The 17716-nt window shown below is 64.3% G+C and carries 16 protein-coding genes; 11 read left to right on the forward strand and 5 right to left on the reverse strand.

Annotated features, from left to right (window positions below):
* The first annotated feature begins 10 nt into the window (after positions 1 to 10).
* A complete protein-coding gene (locus BN2476_RS49240; protein WP_268957842.1) occupies positions 11 to 145 on the forward strand; it encodes a hypothetical protein in 135 nt (44 codons plus the stop codon).
* 62 nt (positions 146 to 207) lie between these two features.
* On the opposite strand, the gene BN2476_RS00440 is transcribed toward BN2476_RS49240, so the two are convergent.
* Both BN2476_RS00440 and BN2476_RS00445 read right to left on the reverse strand, forming a co-directional pair.
* A complete protein-coding gene (locus tag BN2476_RS00440) occupies positions 208 to 1230 on the reverse strand; it encodes a serine/threonine protein kinase (protein ID WP_087732283.1) in 1023 nt (340 codons plus the stop codon).
* A gap of 133 nt (positions 1231 to 1363) precedes the next feature.
* Positions 1364 to 1576 carry a hypothetical protein gene (locus BN2476_RS00445; protein WP_087732196.1) on the reverse strand — a complete coding sequence of 71 codons (213 nt, stop codon included), beginning with the start codon at positions 1574 to 1576 and terminating at the stop codon, positions 1364 to 1366.
* Positions 1577 to 2007: 431 nt separating this feature from the next.
* On the opposite strand from BN2476_RS00445, the gene BN2476_RS00450 reads away from it, so the two are divergent.
* The 5 genes from BN2476_RS00450 (at position 2008) to BN2476_RS00470 (ending at position 10037) form a co-directional block, all read left to right on the forward strand.
* Positions 2008 to 5187 (forward strand): efflux RND transporter permease subunit, encoded by a 3180-nt coding sequence (locus tag BN2476_RS00450; RefSeq protein WP_087732197.1) that lies wholly within the window; start codon positions 2008 to 2010, stop codon positions 5185 to 5187.
* Between the two features lie 50 nt (positions 5188 to 5237).
* Positions 5238 to 6515 carry an efflux RND transporter periplasmic adaptor subunit gene (locus BN2476_RS00455; RefSeq protein ID WP_087732198.1) on the forward strand — a complete coding sequence of 426 codons (1278 nt, stop codon included), beginning with the start codon at positions 5238 to 5240 and terminating at the stop codon, positions 6513 to 6515.
* On the forward strand, positions 6512 to 8026 hold the full coding sequence (locus BN2476_RS00460) for an efflux transporter outer membrane subunit (RefSeq protein ID WP_087732199.1): 1515 nt from the start codon (positions 6512 to 6514) through the stop codon (positions 8024 to 8026). The genes BN2476_RS00455 and BN2476_RS00460 overlap by 4 nt, the downstream gene beginning before the upstream one ends.
* A gap of 129 nt (positions 8027 to 8155) precedes the next feature.
* Positions 8156 to 9427 (forward strand): MFS transporter, encoded by a 1272-nt coding sequence (locus tag BN2476_RS00465; protein ID WP_087732200.1) that lies wholly within the window; start codon positions 8156 to 8158, stop codon positions 9425 to 9427.
* 427 nt (positions 9428 to 9854) lie between these two features.
* Positions 9855 to 10037 carry a hypothetical protein gene (locus BN2476_RS00470; protein WP_007582094.1) on the forward strand — a complete coding sequence of 61 codons (183 nt, stop codon included), beginning with the start codon at positions 9855 to 9857 and terminating at the stop codon, positions 10035 to 10037.
* Between the two features lie 135 nt (positions 10038 to 10172).
* Here the strand turns inward: BN2476_RS00470 and mgrA are convergent, their stop codons facing one another.
* Positions 10173 to 11216 (reverse strand): L-glyceraldehyde 3-phosphate reductase, encoded by a 1044-nt coding sequence (mgrA, locus tag BN2476_RS00475; RefSeq protein WP_087732201.1) that lies wholly within the window; start codon positions 11214 to 11216, stop codon positions 10173 to 10175.
* Positions 11217 to 11546: 330 nt separating this feature from the next.
* On the opposite strand from mgrA, the gene BN2476_RS00480 reads away from it, so the two are divergent.
* Positions 11547 to 11747, forward strand: a complete 201-nt coding sequence (locus tag BN2476_RS00480) for a DUF3185 family protein (protein WP_087732202.1) — start codon at positions 11547 to 11549, stop codon at positions 11745 to 11747.
* Positions 11748 to 11788: 41 nt separating this feature from the next.
* On the opposite strand, the gene BN2476_RS00485 is transcribed toward BN2476_RS00480, so the two are convergent.
* Positions 11789 to 12550, reverse strand: a complete 762-nt coding sequence (locus tag BN2476_RS00485) for a phytanoyl-CoA dioxygenase family protein (protein WP_087732203.1) — start codon at positions 12548 to 12550, stop codon at positions 11789 to 11791.
* Positions 12551 to 12952: 402 nt separating this feature from the next.
* Here BN2476_RS00485 and BN2476_RS00490 point away from each other — a divergent pair, with 402 nt between their 5' ends.
* Complete coding sequence (locus BN2476_RS00490; RefSeq protein WP_087732284.1) at positions 12953 to 13342, forward strand: hypothetical protein; 390 nt, start codon at positions 12953 to 12955, stop codon at positions 13340 to 13342.
* A 295-nt stretch (positions 13343 to 13637) separates the two neighbouring features.
* Here BN2476_RS00490 and metK read toward each other — a convergent pair whose 3' ends face one another.
* Positions 13638 to 14825 carry a methionine adenosyltransferase gene (metK, locus tag BN2476_RS00495; protein WP_087732204.1) on the reverse strand — a complete coding sequence of 396 codons (1188 nt, stop codon included), beginning with the start codon at positions 14823 to 14825 and terminating at the stop codon, positions 13638 to 13640.
* Positions 14826 to 15098: 273 nt separating this feature from the next.
* Here metK and BN2476_RS00500 point away from each other — a divergent pair, with 273 nt between their 5' ends.
* The 3 genes from BN2476_RS00500 to BN2476_RS00510 all read left to right on the forward strand — a co-directional run bounded on the left by BN2476_RS00500 (position 15099) and on the right by BN2476_RS00510 (position 17712).
* Entirely contained in the window at positions 15099 to 15983 is an 885-nt protein-coding gene (locus tag BN2476_RS00500) for a lipid A biosynthesis lauroyl acyltransferase (protein WP_087732205.1), read from the forward strand.
* 53 nt (positions 15984 to 16036) lie between these two features.
* Complete coding sequence (gene dapF, locus BN2476_RS00505; protein ID WP_087732206.1) at positions 16037 to 16897, forward strand: diaminopimelate epimerase; 861 nt, start codon at positions 16037 to 16039, stop codon at positions 16895 to 16897.
* Between the two features lie 92 nt (positions 16898 to 16989).
* Positions 16990 to 17712, forward strand: a complete 723-nt coding sequence (locus BN2476_RS00510; protein ID WP_087732207.1) for a DUF484 family protein — start codon at positions 16990 to 16992, stop codon at positions 17710 to 17712.
* Positions 17713 to 17716 lie beyond the last annotated feature (4 nt).

Genomic DNA, 17716 nt, shown 5'->3' on the forward strand with positions numbered 1-17716 from the left:
GGAAAGACGGATGCCCGGCGCGCATGCGCTCACCGTCCGTCAGACGGCGGCGGCGAATGCGCGGGACGAAGCAGGGCGACCATCGAAAGGCTGGCTGGCGATCACCGAGGAGAAAGATGACAAAAAGCTGGCGACGCCTTTCTGATGAGAATGACTATCATTACATAGAAAGGCGTTTTTCTCAATCACGCAGATTGCGCGCGCGAGTCACACGGGCCAGAGCGGCCCTTCCTGCATTGCGCCGATCTGCTCGCGCAATTCGAGAATGCGGTCTTCCCAATAGCGCTGCGTGTTGAACCACGGAAACGCGACAGGAAACGCGGGATCATCCCAGCGGCGCGCAAGCCACGCCGAGTAGTGGATCAGCCTCAACGTCCGCAACGCTTCGACCAGATGGAGTTCGCGCTGATCGAACTCGCAGAAGTCTTCATAGCCCGCGAGCAGATCGGTGAGCGCGCGCGACGCTTCTTTTCGCTCGCCCGGCAGTAGCAGCCACAGATCCTGAATGGCGGGGCCCATCCGGCTATCATCGAAATCGACGAAATGCGGGCCGGCGTCCGTCCACAGCACGTTGCTCGGATGGCAGTCGCCGTGCATGCGGATGCGCCGCACGTCGCCCGCCGCTTCGAATGCGCGCTCGACGCCCTCCAGCGCGAGATTGACAGCGGCTTCCCACGCGGCGCGCACATCGGCGGGCACGAAGCCTTGCGCGAGCAGATACTCGCGCGGCTCGTAACCAAAGGTGTGAATGTCGAGCACAGGACGCGCGGCATAGTCCACCGTTTGACCGACAGCGTGAATGCGCCCGATAAAGCGGCCCAGCCATTCGAGCGTGTCTTTGCGATCGAGCTCAGGCGCGCGGCCACCGCGCCGTTCGAATACCGAGAAGCGAAAACCGTCGAACGCGTGCAGCGTGCGGCCATCGAATGCGCGCGCGGGCACGGCGGGAATCTCACGCGCAGCCAGTTCAGCGACGAACGCGTGTTCTTCGAGAATCGCTTCGTCGGTCCAGCGCTCGGGGCGGTAGAACTTCGCGACGACAGGCGGTCCGTCCTCGACGCCTACCTGATAGACGCGATTCTCGTAACTGTTGAGCGGCAGCATGCGCCCGTCGGTGCGCACGCCGATGGTATCGAGCACGCTATCGAGCGCGTCGAGCACGACTTCCGGCGTGAGCCGTGCGAAAGGGACGGCGTGGCCGTCTTGCGGAAAGGGAATGTCTTCGATCATGCCCGCATTGTGCGCCGTGCCGCGCGCAAAGACGAGCGCCAGGACAAGCGGGAGCGCCACTCGCGCTGCGCCACCCGCCCGGCGCGGGCGCACATCGCCACAGACGGAAACGCGCGAGGCAGGCGCCCCGCGATCAATGTATCTGCGCGCCAGCGGGGCGGACGAATTCGCCCGTATCGATCAGATCCTCGAGGAAAAAGGGTTCTGTGTTCAACTGCTTCGACGTTCCGGGCTCGCCGGCGTACCAGGCCACCATCGCCATGTCGCCCAGAATGCGCATCACGATTCCGCGCGCGCCTTGTGGCACGGCGATATGCACGGATCGAACAATAGAACCGACTTGCATGATGTTTCCCCGTCCTCCCTATTGCCGGCTTGTTCGGGACTACGCCGGTCAATGTGCTGATAAAAGCGCCGCAACATACGAAGGTTGCGTGCGCACCTGGTTCGAAAAACGAAGCGTCCCTCAGGCCTTCGCATCGGGCACCCCGATGCGGACCGGAGTCCATTGTTGCCTGTTTGGGCACTTTGGCAAAGTAAAAAGTAGCGCCTCGCGAGGCCGCCGTTCGGTCAATTCGACTTACGAAACCCTGACTGTAACCTCCCGTAACAGGGCCATCATAAACCGCGCCGCACACGCGTCTCAAAAATGTCGATGTAAGCTACGATACGCGTTATATTCCTGTCGCGCACGGCCGGCCGGGCCGTAGTAGTCCGCGCAACGCTCGCTGCCACGAGAAGCAGCCGCTCCCCGCCCTCACCGGACCGCACCTTTTCATGTGGATCGTTCGTCTCGCGCTGCGGCGCCCCTATACGTTCGTCGTCCTCGCGCTGTTGCTGCTGATCATCGGCCCGCTGACGATCCTGCGCACGCCTACCGATATCTTCCCGAACATCGACATCCCGGTGCTGTCCGTCATCTGGGCATATAACGGCCTGCCCGCCGACGAGATGGAACGGCGCATCGTGTTGAACTACGAGCGCGGGCTCTCCGTCGCGGTGAACGATATCGAGCATGTCGAATCGACTTCGCTGAACGGCATCGCCGTCGTCAAGATCTTCTTCCAGCCGCACGCGAACATCAGCGAGGCGCTCGCCCAGGTCACCGCACTGTCGCAATCGCAACTGCGTTCACTGCCGCCCGGCATCACGCCGCCGTTCATCCTGCGCTACAACGCATCGACGGTGCCGATTCTGCGGCTCTCGCTGTCGTCGCCATCGCTCACCGAGCAAGAGCTGTTCGACTACGGTAACAACTTCCTGAAGACGCAGCTCGCGACGGTCCCGGGCGCGTCGGCGCCGTTGCCTTATGGTGGCAAGCAGCGGCAGATCATGGTCGACATCGACTCGCGCAAGCTGCAGGAGCGCAACCTGTCGCCGATGGACGTCGTGAACTCGATCACCGCGCAAAACCTGATTGTGCCGACGGGCACCGCGAAAATCGGCTCGACCGAATACTCGGTGCAGATGAATTCGAGCCCGGATTCGCTCGCCGGCCTGAACAACATCCCGATCAAGTCGGGGCCCAACGGCACGATCTATATCCGCGATGTCGCGCATGTGCGCGACGGTTATCAGCCGCAGACGAATATCGTGCGCGTGAACGGGCAGCGCGCGTCGCTGCTGACGATCAACAAGAGCGGCAACACGTCGACGCTCGAAATCGTCGATCGCATCAAGAACATGATGCCGGCGCTGCACAATCTTGTGCCTGAGTCGCTGAACATCGACCCCGTCGCGGATCAGTCGCTGTTCGTGCGTGCTTCGGTGCAGGGCGTGCTGCGCGAGGCGCTGATCGCCGCGTGCCTGACGGGCCTGATGATCCTGCTGTTCCTCGGCAACTGGCGTGCGACGCTGATCATCGCCGTGTCGATTCCGCTGTCGATGATCACGTCGATCATCGCGCTCTCCGCGCTCGGCGAGACGATCAACATCATGACGCTCGGCGGGCTCGCGCTCGCTGTCGGCATTCTCGTCGACGACGCGACCGTTGCAATCGAGAACATCAGTCATCAGCTCGAACAGGGCAAGAACCTCGAACAGGCGATTCTCGACGGCGCGCATCAGATCGCGATTCCGACGCTCGTGTCCACGCTGTCGATCTGCATCGTGTTCGTGCCGATGTTCCTGCTGACGGGCGTCGCGCACTATCTGTTCATCCCGCTCGCCGAAGCCGTCGTGTTCGCGATGCTCGCGTCGTACTTCTTTTCGCGGACGCTCGTGCCGACGCTCGCGAAGTATCTGCTGCGCTATCACCACCGGCCCGCCGACTTCCATCATACGAACACGCGCAATCCGTTCATGCGCATTCACCTCGCGTTCGAGCGCGGCTTCGCGAACGTGCGCGAGCGCTATCGCGACTTTCTCGTTGCGCGCATCGCGCGGCCCGGTATCTTCGTGACGGTCTTTCTGTTGTGCTGCGGCCTGTCGCTTCTGCTGATGCCGTTCCTTGGACGCGACTTCTTCCCTTCCGTCGATGCCGGCACGATCGCGCTGCATCTGCGCGCGAAGACGGGCATGCGCGTCGAAGAAACGGCCGTGGTCACGGATCGCGTCGACGCGCGCATCCGCCAGCTCATTCCGCCCGGCGAGCTGCATTCGATCATCGACAACATCGGCTTGCCCGTATCCGGTATCAACCTGTCGTACAGCAACACGGGCACGATCGGCACGTCGGATGCCGACGTGCTGATCAGCCTGAACCCGGACCATCATCCGACGGCCGGCTACGTGCGCAAGCTGCGCCGCACGCTCACCGACGAATTCCCCGGCGTCCAGTTCGCTTTCCTGCCCGCCGACATCGTCAGTCAGACGTTGAACTTCGGCATGCCGTCGCCGATCGACATTCAGATCGTCGGGCGCGACGTGCAGGGCAATCGCGCGTTCGCGGCGATGCTGCTCGACAAGCTGCGCGCGATACCCGGCCTCGCCGACGCGCGCATTCAACAGCCTTCGGACCTGCCGCGCATCTTCGTCGACATCGACCGCACGCGCGCGCAACAGGCGGGCTTCTCGCAACGCGACATCGCGAGCAACCTGCTGATCACGCTATCCGGCAGCCAGCAGACGACGCCGACGTTCTGGCTCAATCCGCGCAACGGCGTGAGCTACAACGTGATCACGGAAGCGCCGCAATACACGATGGATTCGCTGCAATCGCTCGCCAACATTCCACTGAACGCGAACGGCCACACGAACATTCTCGGCGCGCTCTCGACGATGCAGCGCACGTCGGGCAACGCCGTGCTCACGCACTACAACGCACAGACCACGATCGACATCTACGGCACCGCCGATGGCCGCGATCTCGGCGCGGTTTCCGACGACATCAAGAAAGCGATCGCCGACACCAGGGCGCAATTGCCGAAGAGCTCGACGATCGAACTGCGCGGCCAGGTGCAGACGATGAACGATTCGTTCTCCGGCCTGTTCGCGGGCCTGATCTTCGCGATCGTGCTCGTGTATCTGCTGATCGTCGTGAACTTCCAGTCGTGGCTCGATCCGTTCATCATCGTCACGGGCTTGCCGGGCGCCATGGCGGGCATCGTGTGGATGCTGTTCCTCACGCACACCACGCTGTCGATTCCCTCGTTGACGGGCGCGATCATGTGTATCGGCATCGCGACGGCCAACTCGATTCTCGTCGTCAGCTTCGCGCGCGAGCAGTTGCTCGAACATGGCGACGCGACGCGCGCCGCAATCGAAGCGGGCTTCACGCGCTTTCGCCCCGTGCTGATGACGGCGCTCGCGATGGTGATCGGCATGGTGCCGATGGCAATCGGCCTCGGCGAAGGCGGCGAGCAGAACGCGCCGCTCGGACGCGCGGTGATCGGCGGCCTCGCCATCGGCACGGTCGCGACGCTCGTGTTCGTGCCCGTGGTGTTTTCGATGATCTATCGACGGCTGTCGGACCGGCGCGCACGCGCGGCCGCGCACGTCATCCACCGACCGCAGTGATGCGGCCGCAGCCATAACAACGATGCACAAGCACAGGATCTGGAGTGCCGATGGAAGGGAAACGTCCTGATGAGTCCGCGCCGCACGGGGAAGGCCCGCGCGCCTCATCGAAACGCTCACGCTGGATCGCGGCAGGCGCGGCCATCGTCGTGATCGCGCTCGCGGCGCAGGGCATCTGGTCGCGACACGACGCGCAGGCCGCGCTCGAACGCGACGCGCAACATGCCGCGCAACTGAGCGTCGAAGTCGTGAAGCCGCAGAAGTCGACGGCGGCGCTCGACCTCGTGCTGCCCGGCAACGTGCAGGCGTTTCTCGACACGCCGATCTACGCGCGCACCAACGGCTATCTGAAGAAGTGGTACGCGGATATCGGCGCGCGCGTAAAAGCGGGTCAACTGCTTGCGGAAATCGACACGCCCGAAGTCGACGATCAATTGAAGGCCGCGCGCGCCGATCTCGCGAACGCCGAAGCGAATTACGCGCTCGCGAAAAGCACGGCGGAGCGCTGGACGGAAATGCTGAAAAGCAACTCCGTCTCGAAGCAGGAAACCGACGAAAAGGTCGGCGACATGCTCGCGAAGAAAGGCTCGCTCGATGCCGCCCGTTTCAACGTCGCGCGGCTCGAAAAGACGCAGTCGTTCCAGAAGGTCTTCGCGCCGTTCGACGGCATCGTGACGGCGCGCAACGTCGACGTCGGCGCGCTGATCGACGCGGGCAGCGCGGGCGGTCCTGCGAAGGAACTGTTCCATGTCGCGCAGGCGGACAAGCTGCGCGTCTACGTGAACGTGCCGCAGGCCTACGCGCAGGAGGTGAAGGCGCGGCAGACCGCGTATCTGACGCTGACGGAAGCGCCGTCGAAGCATTATCCCGGCACGGTCGCGCGTGCGTCGGGCGCCGTCGATCCTCAACAGCGCACGATGCTCGTCGAAGTGGACGTCGATAACAGCAGCGGCGATCTGCTGCCGGGCGCGTATGCGCAGGTTCACTTCGCGCTGAGCGGGCAAGCCACGCCGTTCACACTGCCCGGCAACGCGTTTCTGTTCCGCCCGGACGGCGTGAAAGTCGCGACCGTCGACGCGCAACAGCACGTGAAGCTCGTCAAGGTCGCGCTCGGCACCGATTACGGCACGCGCGTCGCCGTCGCGTCGGGTCTGAAGGGCGACGAACTGGTGATCCTGAATCCGCAGGATTCGATCGTCGATGGCGCGTCGGTGCGCATCGTGCATCCGAAGGCGAGTGGCGCGGCTGGCGCATCAGGCGCTTCCGGTGCTTCCGCTGCGGCCGGCAGTTCGGGCGCGGACGAGCAGACCGCGAAGGCGCAAGAATGAACACGCGGCACATCCGTCTTCGTTCAACGGTTCTCGTGCTTGCGTGCGCCGGTCTCGTCGCCGCGTGCACGATGGGTCCCGACTACGAGCGGCCCGCCACGGTGACGGCCGCCACGTACAAGGAACTCGAAGGCAGCGGCTGGAAGAACGCGCAGCCCGCCGATACGCAGATCCGCAGCGCCTGGTGGGAGGTCTACGACGATCCCGCGGTGAACGCGCTCGAACAGCAGGTCGCGAGCGCGAACCAGAATGTGCAGGCCGCGCAGGCGCGCTTTCGCGCGGCTCGCGCGCAGGTCGCGCAGTTCCGCTCGCAATTCTTCCCCGTCGTCACCGCAAGCGGCGGCTATTCACGCTCGCGCTCGTCGGAGAACGTGAAGTTCAAGTCGTCGGCGGGCAAGACGCTCGACGACTGGGTCGTCGGCGCGGACGCGACATGGGAGCCCGATCTGTGGGGCCGCGTGTCGCGCAGCGTCGAAGGCGCGAAGGCGAGCGCGCAGGCCAGCGCCGCCGATGCGCAAAGCGCGCTGCTGTCGATGCAGGCCGAGCTCGCCACCGACTACTTCGAATTGCGCGGCATCGACCGCGAGCGGCAACTGCTCGACGACACGATCTCCGCGTACAAGGAAGCCGTCGAGCTCACGCAGAACCGCTACAAAGGCGGCATCGCCACGGATGCCGACGTCGCCCAGGCGCAGACGCAATTGCGCACGACGCAGGCCCAATCGATCGATCTCGGCGTGCAGCGCTCGCAGCTCGAACACGCGATCGCGATCCTGATCGGCCAGACGCCGTCGACGTTCTCGCTGCCCGTCGCGCCGCTCGTCGCCGTGCCCGTGATCGCGCCCGTCGGCTTGCCGTCGGCGCTGCTCGAGCGGCGGCCCGACATCGCCGCCGCCGAACGGCATGTCGTCGATCTGAATGCGCAGATCGGCGTGGCGACGGCGGCGTACTTTCCGAATCTGATCCTGTCGGTGACGGGCGGTCTGGAAGCGACCAACTTCAGCCAGTGGCTGCTTGCGCCGAGCCGCTTCTGGTCGCTCGGGCCGACGCTCGCGGGCACGCTGCTCGACTTCGGCGCGCGCGCCGCGCAAAAGGCGCGGGCGCAGGCGAACTACGACGAAGGCGTCGCGCAGTATCGTCAGACGGTGCTCACGGCGTTCGGCCAGGTCGAGGACAACATCGCCGCGCTGCGCGTGCTCGAACAGGAAGCGCAAGCGCAGAACGACGCCGTCGCGGCGGCGGAGCGGTCGCTCGCGATCGTCACGAACCGCTACAAGAACGGCGCGATCACGTACCTCGATGTCGTCGTCGCGCAGACGACAGCGCTCACCAACGAGCGCGATGCCGTCTCGATCGCGCGCCGCCGGATAGCCGCGAGCGTCGCGCTGGTGAAGGCGCTCGGCGGCGGCTGGGACGCGTCGGCGCTGCCCACCGACGAGCAGCTCACACATCCCGATACCGCCCGCCAGCCCGCGAACGAGCCGGACACTCAAAACGTGTCGCCCAGCTGACGCACATCCAGACGGAAACCAGACTGCCCGACTCGACGACGCCGACCACTCAACCAGCGTATCGTTGAGCCTTTGCACGCGTTCCAGCGCGTTCTACGCGTCGTTTGTCATCGTTCCGGGAGTTTTGTTGTGACCGCATCGTCGGACCCGTGCCGGGCCGCTGCTTCATCCTCTTCCGCTTCATCCACGTCCTCTGCCAACGGTGTGCCGTATCTCGAACGCGGCACGCGCGCGTACTGGCGCGCGAGTCTCGCGCTGCTGTTCGCCGGTTACGCAACTTTCTCGCTCCTCTACTGCGTGCAGCCGCTTCTGCCCGCGTTCTCGACATCGTTCGATGTCAGCCCCGCGCAGAGCAGTCTTTCACTGTCGCTGACGACGGCGGCGCTCGCGCTCGCGATCTTCGTCGCCGGATTCGTATCGGAAGGATGGAGCCGTCACCGGCTGATGACGGCTTCGCTCACCGCGTCTTCGCTGCTGACGCTCGCTGTCGCCTTCACGCCGCAATGGCATGCGCTGCTGCTGTTGCGCACGCTCGAAGGGCTCGCGCTCGGCGGCGTGCCCGCCGTCGCGATGGCCTATCTCGCGGAGGAGGCGCACCCCGACGGCCTGGGTCTCGCGATGGGCCTCTATGTCGGCGGCACGGCGATCGGCGGAATGGCCGGGCGCGTGATCACGGGCGTCGTCGCCGATCTGTTCTCATGGCGCGTCGCGATCGGCACGATCGGCGTGCTCGGCATCCTGTCGATGCTCGCGTTCCGTTCGCTGCTGCCGCCGTCGCGCCATTTCGTGCCGCGCCGCGGCCTCGGCTTTTCGCATCATCGCGCGGCGCTGCTGAAGCATCTCCGGCGTCCCGGCCTGCCGCTGCTGTTCCTGATGGCGTTCGTGCTGATGGGCAGCTTCGTCACGCTCTACAACTACATCGGCTACCGGCTGCTCGCGGCGCCTTTCCATCTGAGCCAGACGGCGATCGGCGGCATCTTCGTCGTGTATCTGACGGGCGTCGTCGCGTCGCCGTGGTCGGGTCGCATGGCGGACAGCTTCGGACGCGGACGCGTGCTGACCGGCAGCATCGTCGTCATGCTGTGCGGCCTGCTGCTGACCACGACCCAATCGCTCACGCTGATCGCGTGCGGCATCGCCTGCGTGACGTTCGGTTTCTTCGCCGGACATGCGGTCGCAAGCGGCTGGGTCGGGCGGATCGCGAAGGAAGCCAAGGGCCAGGCGGCCGCGCTGTATCTGCTCGCCTACTACCTCGGGTCGAGCATCGTCGGATCGTATGGCGGGCGCGTGTGGACCGCGTACGCGTGGACGGGCATCGCCGCCCTCGTCGGCGGACTGCTGCTGATCGGCCTCGTCGCCTCGGCTCGCCTGCGCGCACGCGAACGCATCGGTGCGGCGTGACGGGCGCGCGTCAGCCAATCCGTGGACGCGACGGGCGCAATCGACCATAAAAGCAGCCCGCGCCGCTGGTTCGACAGGCAAAACGCATATTCAGAAAGGCCTGTGTAAGAGAAAGTCCCGCAACGCGAAGGAATGCACGGACAGCGGGCACGGCACGCCGAGCCTTGCACCGCTTTGGTTTGCCGCGCTGGGGACAGAAGCGCGCATGAGCCGCATCCCACACATTGCCTCGGCACCGTCGCCTATACTCGTTGCAGGCGCGCCGCATGCAGTCGATCGATCCCGACGCCGCGCGTCCGACGAGTACAAATGCAACTATCTTGCATGGGACGGGAGTAAGTACTGAAGCGCCAACTCTGGTCGACCGCCGTGCATGGGACGGGAGTAGGCGCTGAAGCGCCAACTCCCGTCGACATAGGAGACGAGCATGCACTATTTCACGATCGGTGATTTCATTCTGGTCATCCCGATGGCATTGGCCGGGGCTCTCTTTCTCGGCGCTCTGCCCTGCAAAACCGAGTTCAGGCACAACACATTGCGCGTGTTAGGCGCGCTGCTCGGAGTCGTGTTTGCAGTCGTGCTGGTCGAAGGTCTCCCCGCACTCGTCTAGCGAACTGCCCGCTCTGCATCCATGACGAGCGGCGAGTCGCCGTCTTCCGATGTTCGATAAAAAGCCGCCTTCACAGGCGGCTTTTCCATTTTGCGCCGGGCTAGTTTGCCCAGTGATCCTGTGCAAGAACGTGGATCAGATGTGCTGGTCCGTCGACGGCTTTTCCCACAGATTCACGCCGCCTTCCGTCGCATGGCGGTCGATTTCCGCGAGTTCTTCCGCCGTGAACGACAGGTTCTTCAGCGCCGCGACGTTCTCGCGCACCTGCTCGGCCTTGCTCGCGCCGATCAGCGCCGATGTCACGCGCGGATCGCGCAGCGTCCACGCGAGCGCCATCTGCGCGAGGCTCTGACCGCGACGCTGAGCGATGTCGTTGAGCTTGCGTACGCGCTCGATGTTCTGCGCGCCGAGGTGCTCCTGCTTCAGCGAGCCGCCGCCCGCCTTGTTGACGCGCGCATCCACGGGCACGCCGTTCAGGTACTTGCTCGTCAACAGACCTTGCGCGAGCGGCGTGAACGCGATGGCGCCCGAGCCGGTTTCTTCGAGCGCACCGAGCAGATCCTTTTCGATCCAGCGGTTCAGCATGTTGTACGACGGCTGATGGATCAGCAGCGGCACCTTGTATTCGGCGAGCAGCTTCGCCATTTCGCGCGTCTTTTGCGCCGAGTACGACGAGATGCCGATATACAGCGCCTTGCCCTGCTGCACCGCGCTTGCCAGCGCGCCCGCCGTTTCTTCGAGCGGCGTGTCGATGTCGAAGCGGTGCGAATAGAAGATGTCGACGTAGTCGAGACCCATGCGTTGCAGGCTTTGATCGAGACTCGCGAGGATGTACTTGCGCGAGCCGCCGCCCTGGCCGTACGGACCGGGCCACATGTCCCAGCCCGCCTTCGACGAGATCAGCAGTTCATCGCGGTACGGCTTGAAGTCGTCCTTGAAGATGCGGCCGAAGTTCGCTTCCGCGCTGCCGTACGGCGGGCCGTAGTTGTTCGCGAGATCGAAGTGCGTGATGCCGAGATCGAACGACGTGCGCAGGATTTCGCGTTGCGTCGAGATCGGCGTGGTGTCGCCGAAGTTGTGCCACAGGCCAAGCGACAGCGCCGGCAGTTTGAGACCTGACTTGCCGCAAACGCGGTACTGCATGTCCGAATAGCGTGCTGAAGCTGCTTCGTAAGCCATTGATGGAGTCCTTGTCGAGAACAGGAGTGAAGTCCGCGATGCGCGGCTGCGCATCGCGTGATGAAGGGTGTTCCTGGTGGCGTCGGGTTTCCCGCGTGCCGTTCACTATCGGGCGCCGACACTACGTTTTTGATACCGGTATCAAGCGACGGTTCCAGAAACCCGACGCGCACGGTACACGGCGTGCAATCACGCGGCAACGGCCCAGCACGTTATGTTAGCCAATCGCCGCGCATGCTGCAGTTGCTCATATTGCGAGACGGAGCCTAGACTCGGCGGTGTCGGTCACATAGACTTCGGCCCACTTTCATTCATCGAAGAGGATCGTTCATGACCAAAGCGATTTCGCTCGCATTGATCGTCGGCGGCGTCGTGCTGCTGTACTTCGGCGGCCAGTCGTTTCATTCGTTCAGCAACGACGTGTCGCGCGTGTTCACGGGCGCGCCGACCAACAAGACCATCTTTCTGATTGCAGGCGGGATCGTCGCGACGATCGCGGGATTGATCGGGCTCGCGTCGTCGAAGCGCTGATCAGACGCTGATCAGGCGCGGTCCGCTCTCGACGGCCCGCCTCAGAACGCCACTTCGGGCTTCGACGCGGAGCGCGAGCCCGGCAGCGGCACGTTGCTCGCGCCGTGATAGGTGAAGACCAGCGAGAACTTCACCTGATCGGAGAGATTCTTGCCCGCCGAATGCAGCGTGTTGCAGTGGAAGAACACCACATCCCCCGCCTTCAGCGCGGGCGACACCGCCTTCTGGATCAGCAACTGATTCTCCGGCAGATCGGAGCGGAAAAATTTCGCTTCGTCGAAGCGCTCCGACGTGAAGGCCGCTGTGTGCGAGCCCGGCACGAACCATAGCGCGCCGTTGTCGACGGTCTCGTCGCCGAGCGCGAGCCACACCGACACCAGATCGTCCCGTTCGAACGACCAGTACCGCACGTCGCGATGCCAGCCCGTGAGGCTGCCATACGCGGGATGCTTGGTCATCATGCAGTTGTGATGCGCGCGCGACAGGCGCGGCTCCTCGCCGAAATACAGCTCCATCCAGCCGCGGATTTCGGGCGCCGTCGCCCATTCGGCAAAGCGCGGATGACGCGCGTACGCATCGAGCAGCCGCCGCACCGTGTGGCCACCCGGCGCGTGCTTCGACTCGGGCGCGCCCGGATAGCGCAGGTCTGCTTCGAATTCGATGGGCGCGGCAGCTTCATGCAACTGCTCGCGCACGATCCGTTTCATCTCTTCGCACCGCTCGGGCGCAATGAGATCCGGCACCACGACAAAACCCTGTTCCCGCAGCACCTGAATCTGTTCTTTCTTCGAATGGACTGACATGGACGTTCCGCTCAACTAGTGTTCTTCGAAAACCCGGTAGTCATTGTAAAACGGGCACGATCGTACTGTGCGCCGCCGCGTGTCCGGCATGCGATGCGAACGGGCGGCATTGCACGCGGCATGGGCAGCCGTGCACGTTCGTCGAGCGCAAAGGGCGCAATCAGGCGGACTTCATCCTCGTAAAAACCCTGAGCACGCCGGACTTTCGACGGTCATCAATCACGTGTAGCCTTGCACGCATGTCGATTGCACCACACGCCTCATCGCCGTCGGCACGGCCATTCGCCGCCGCTGCCGCCACATACCGCCTTTCCTCAGGCTATTGCGTCCCAACCGTTGGCATAAATGGTGCTGTTTTCGCAGCACTCTTCGTCGCGCGTCACGCCGCCTGATCCTAATGCCATGCACAGTCCATTGAGCACTCGACTCACCCGCGCGTTCAACGCCGCGCGTCCCGCACGCCGCCACGTGGTACGTGCGCTTCGTCATCATTCCGCACGCACGCGCGCGCTCGCTGCACAACTGCGCGACGCGAGGCCCGTCGATAGCGTGCGCGTGTGGTTTCGCTCCTTCTTCAGCGCATTGCGCATGCAGGACGCCTCGCGCCGCTTGTCGCTGCGCACGCTGCTGCGCAACCCGTCGTCCGTGCGCATGCTCGGCGTTTCGCCGCGCGCCGCGAAGCAGGTCGGGCTGGCAGGCGCCGCCAAGCCCGCGAGTTCACCGCATGGCACGAGCCGCCGTCCACGCCGCGTATCGGCGACGAGCGAAGGCTGGTTCGCGTTCGCGCACTGAGGTCGGCTCTCTCGGGATTGCGTCGGCGGGATTGAGTCGCTGGGATTGCGTCGGCAGGTTTGCGTCGTTTGATGATCGCGTTTGCGCGCGATCGCGCCTGATGCCCGACGCCGACACGAGCGTTGCCCGGCTTTCCCTACGCCAGGCGTGTTACGCGCAAAAAGCGCGCACCAAAGACACAAAGGACAACGCCCTGCATGCGCTTCACAGCGCATGCAGGGCGTTTTCTGCTCCGGTCCTGGGACCTGATCGAACCGCGCGGCTTTTAGCCGCGCGAGTCATTCGCTGAACCGGCTCAGGCGAGCGCCGCAACCGGCTCCGTGCCAGCGGCCTCGGCCAGCACGAGCGCCTTGTCGGCGGCTTCCCACGAGAATTCCGGCTCTTCACGGCCAAAGTGGCCATACGCAGCCGTCTTTTCGTAGATCGGGCGCAGCAGGTCGAGCATCTGGATGATGCCCTTCGGACGCAGGTCGAAGTGTTCCTGGACGAGACGCGTGATCGTCGCATCCGACACGCGGCCCGTACCGAACGTGTTGACCATCACCGACGTCGGCTGAGCAACGCCGATCGCGTACGACACCTGGATCAGCGCGCGCGATGCGAGGCCCGCCGCGACGATGTTCTTCGCGACATAGCGACCAGCGTACGCAGCCGAGCGGTCGACCTTCGACGGGTCCTTGCCCGAGAACGCGCCGCCGCCGTGCGGAGCCGCGCCGCCGTACGTATCGACGATGATCTTGCGGCCCGTCAGGCCGCAGTCGCCCTGCGGGCCGCCGATCACGAACCGGCCGGTCGGGTTCACGAGGAACTTGATGTCGCCCTTGATCAGGTCGGCGGGCATCGTCGGCTTGATGATCTCTTCGATCACGGCTTCGCGCAGCGTCGACAGCTCGATTTCCGGCGCGTGCTGCGTCGACAGAACGACGGTGTCGATCGAATGCGGCTTGCCGTCGACATAGCGGACGGTGACTTGCGACTTCGCGTCCGGACGCAGCCACGGCAGACGGCCATCGCGGCGCAGATTGGCCTGGCGCTCGACGAGACGGTGCGACAGGTGAATCGGCAGCGGCATCAGCTCGGGCGTTTCGTCACATGCGTAGCCGAACATCAGGCCCTGGTCGCCCGCGCCCTGATCGAGGTTGTTGTCGTGCGCGCGGTCGACGCCTTGCGCGATATCCGGCGATTGCTTGTCGTACGCGACGAGCACCGCGCAGCCGCGATAGTCGATGCCGTAGTCGGTGTTGTCGTAGCCGATGCGCTTGATGGTTTCGCGCGCGACCTGGATGTAGTCGACGTTGGCCGTCGTGGTGATTTCGCCGGCGAGGACGACGAGACCCGTGTTGCACAGCGTTTCCGCTGCGACACGCGAGTATTTGTCCTGCGCGAGGATCGCGTCGAGAATGGCGTCCGAGATCTGGTCCGCGACCTTGTCCGGATGACCTTCGGAAACGGATTCGGAGGTAAAGAGGTAATCGTTAGCCACGTTGCAGGCTCCTTTTTTGGTTACGGTTGAGTTTCACGTAGCCTGCCTCGAGCCTGAAGCGGCGACGCTTTAGCGGATTTCTGTACCACCGGACGACGATCTGAAGGATCACCGCCCGCCGGCTTCGCCCCGCAAGTTGTCTATTAACTCGGCGAAGCCCTTATTATAGCGACTTCTTTCATTTGTCACAGAGTGTTTGCGCGTGCGGTTCATCGACTCTTTCGCCGTTTTTCCTTGCCCAGCGCGGTCTCGCGCGCACACGGGAGCCGCCGCATGCTGAGCCGCCTGGGCGTCACGTTCGCAATTGGCCTTCTCAAGCTGTTCGCCCTGCTGCCCTATGGCTTCGTCGCGCGCCTCGGCGACGGCCTCGGCTGGCTGCTCTACCAGATTCCGAGCCGCCGCCGGCGCATCGTCCATATCAACCTCAAACTGTGCTTTCCCGAGTGGAGCGACGAGCGCCGCGAGGAAGTCGCGCAAAAGCACTTCCGGCATGCGATCCGCAGCTACCTGGAGCGCAGCGTGCAATGGTTCGGTTCGGCAAAGAAGCTCGAGAAACTGATTCAGCTCGACAGCGAAATCGATCTCACCGATCCCAATCTGCCGCCAACGCTGCTTCTCGGCTTCCATTTCGTCGGTATCGAGGCTGGCTCGATTTTTCTGAACTATTCGCTGAAGCGCACATGCGGTTCGCTGTATCAGCCGATGTCGAACCAGCAACTGGATGAAGTCGCGAAAGCGCAACGCGCCCGGTTCGACGCCGAAATGGCGAGCCGCGCGGACAGCGCGCGCATCGTGCTGCGCTGGCTGCGCGAGCGCAAGCCCGTGATGCTCGGCGCGGACATGGACTACGGGATGCGCAATTCGACGTTCGTGCCGTTCTTCGGCGTGCCGACGTGCACGCTGACGGCCGTCGGCCGGCTGGCGAAAGTCGGGCGCGCGCAGGTGGTGCCGTTCATCGGCGAAGTGCTGCCGAACTACAAGGGCTATCGGCTGAAGGTGTTCAAGCCGTGGGACAACTATCCGACGGGCGATGACGACACTGACGCGCGCCGCATGAACGAATTCCTCGAAGAGCACATTCCCGACATGCCCGAGCAATATTACTGGGTGCACAAGCGCTTCAAGACGCGTCCGCCGGGCGATCCGAGCTTTTACTGAACGCGTCTGCACGCAGCGGGCGAGACGGACGGCCAGTCACTTACAATATCGGCATGAAACTGAAATTCACCAAGATGCATGGCGCGGGCAACGACTTCGTCGTGCTCGACGGCTACACGCAGCCGCTCTCGCTGACGCAAGCGCAGGTGCGCGCGCTCGCGAACCGGCACTTCGGCGTCGGCGCGGACCAGTTGCTCGTCGTCGAGAAGCCGACCGTCGAAGGCGTCGATTTCAGATATCGCATCTTCAATTGCGACGGCGGCGAGGTCGAGCACTGCGGCAACGGCGCGCGCTGCTTCGTGAAGTTCGTGCGCGACACACGCCTCACCGACAAGCGCAGCGTCCGCGTGCAGGTGCAAAAGGGCGTCATCACGCTGACCATGCAGGACAACGGCGAAGTCGTCGTCGACATGGGCGCGCCTGTGTTCGAGCCGGCTCAAGTGCCGTTCGACGCAAGCGGCCTCGACGCGCGCCACGAAGGCAACGACTCGCTCTATCCGCTCGACGTCAACGGCGCGACGCGCTGGGTGTCGGTCGTGTCGATGGGCAATCCGCACGCGGTGCAGGTGGTGGACGACGTCGAGGCGTTTCCTGTGCTCGTCGACGGTCCCGTGATCGAACATCACCCGCGCTTTCCGGAACGGGTCAACGCAGGCTTCATGCAGATCGTGAGCCGCAACGAGATCAGGCTGCGCGTCTACGAACGCGGCGCGGGCGAAACGCTCGCATGCGGCACGGGCGCGTGCGCGGCCGTTGCAGCGGGCATCCGTCGCGGGCTGCTCGACGCGCCCGTGAAAGTGCACACGCACGGCGGAATGCTCACGATCACGTGGAGCGGCGAACCCACGTCGCCGCTGATGATGGCGGGCCCCGCGGCGACGGTGTTCGAAGGCGAAATCGAAATAGCCGATTGAATCTGATCGAATCTCTTACCGCTGCGCGGCCTATAGACGGCAGCAGCCCAGCAGCAAGACAGCACGCAAGCGCGCAACCCAAAGCCGAAATCATGAACGATCGCGAAGTCGCCGACTATCTGCTAGCCAACCCCGAATTCTTCGCCGAACACGCGGAACTGCTCGCGTCCGTGCGGCTCGCGAATCCGCATGGCAAGGCCGCCGTGTCGCTGCAAGAGCGTCAGATGGACATGCTGCGCGAGAAGAACAAGCATCTCGAACGGCGTCTCGCCGAGTTGCTGCGCTATGGGCACGAGAACGACAGCATCGCGTCGAAGTTCGGCCGCTGGACGACGCGCGTGATGGCCGAGCGCGATCCGGGCGCGCTGCCGCGCACGATCGCCAACGGGCTGCGCGACGTATTCGATGTGCCGCAGGCCGCGCTGCGCGTGTGGGACGTGTCCGAGCCGTATTCGCAGGCGGACTTCACGCGTCACGTAGGCGAGGAAGTGCGGATCTTCGCGAACAGCCTCGCCACGCCTTACTGCGGAGCGAACACGGGGTTCGAGGCCGCGCAATGGCTGACGTCCGCCGTGTCGACGGTTTCCAGCGACGCCGCGACGACGGCCGAAGGCACGCCGCCCGCCAACGGCACGAAATCGATCGCGCTCATTGCGCTGCGCGATCCCGAGGCCAAAGACGAAGCCGCTGCGTTCGGCCTGCTGGTGATGGGCTCGCCCGATTCGCGCCGCTTCCACGACGGCATGGCCACCGACTTCCTCACGCAGATCGGCGCGCTCGCCAGCGCGGCGCTGAGCCGTCTGCTGCCGCGTTAAGCGC

The organism is Paraburkholderia piptadeniae (assembly GCF_900007165.1).
GTDB lineage: Bacteria > Pseudomonadota > Gammaproteobacteria > Burkholderiales > Burkholderiaceae > Paraburkholderia > Paraburkholderia piptadeniae.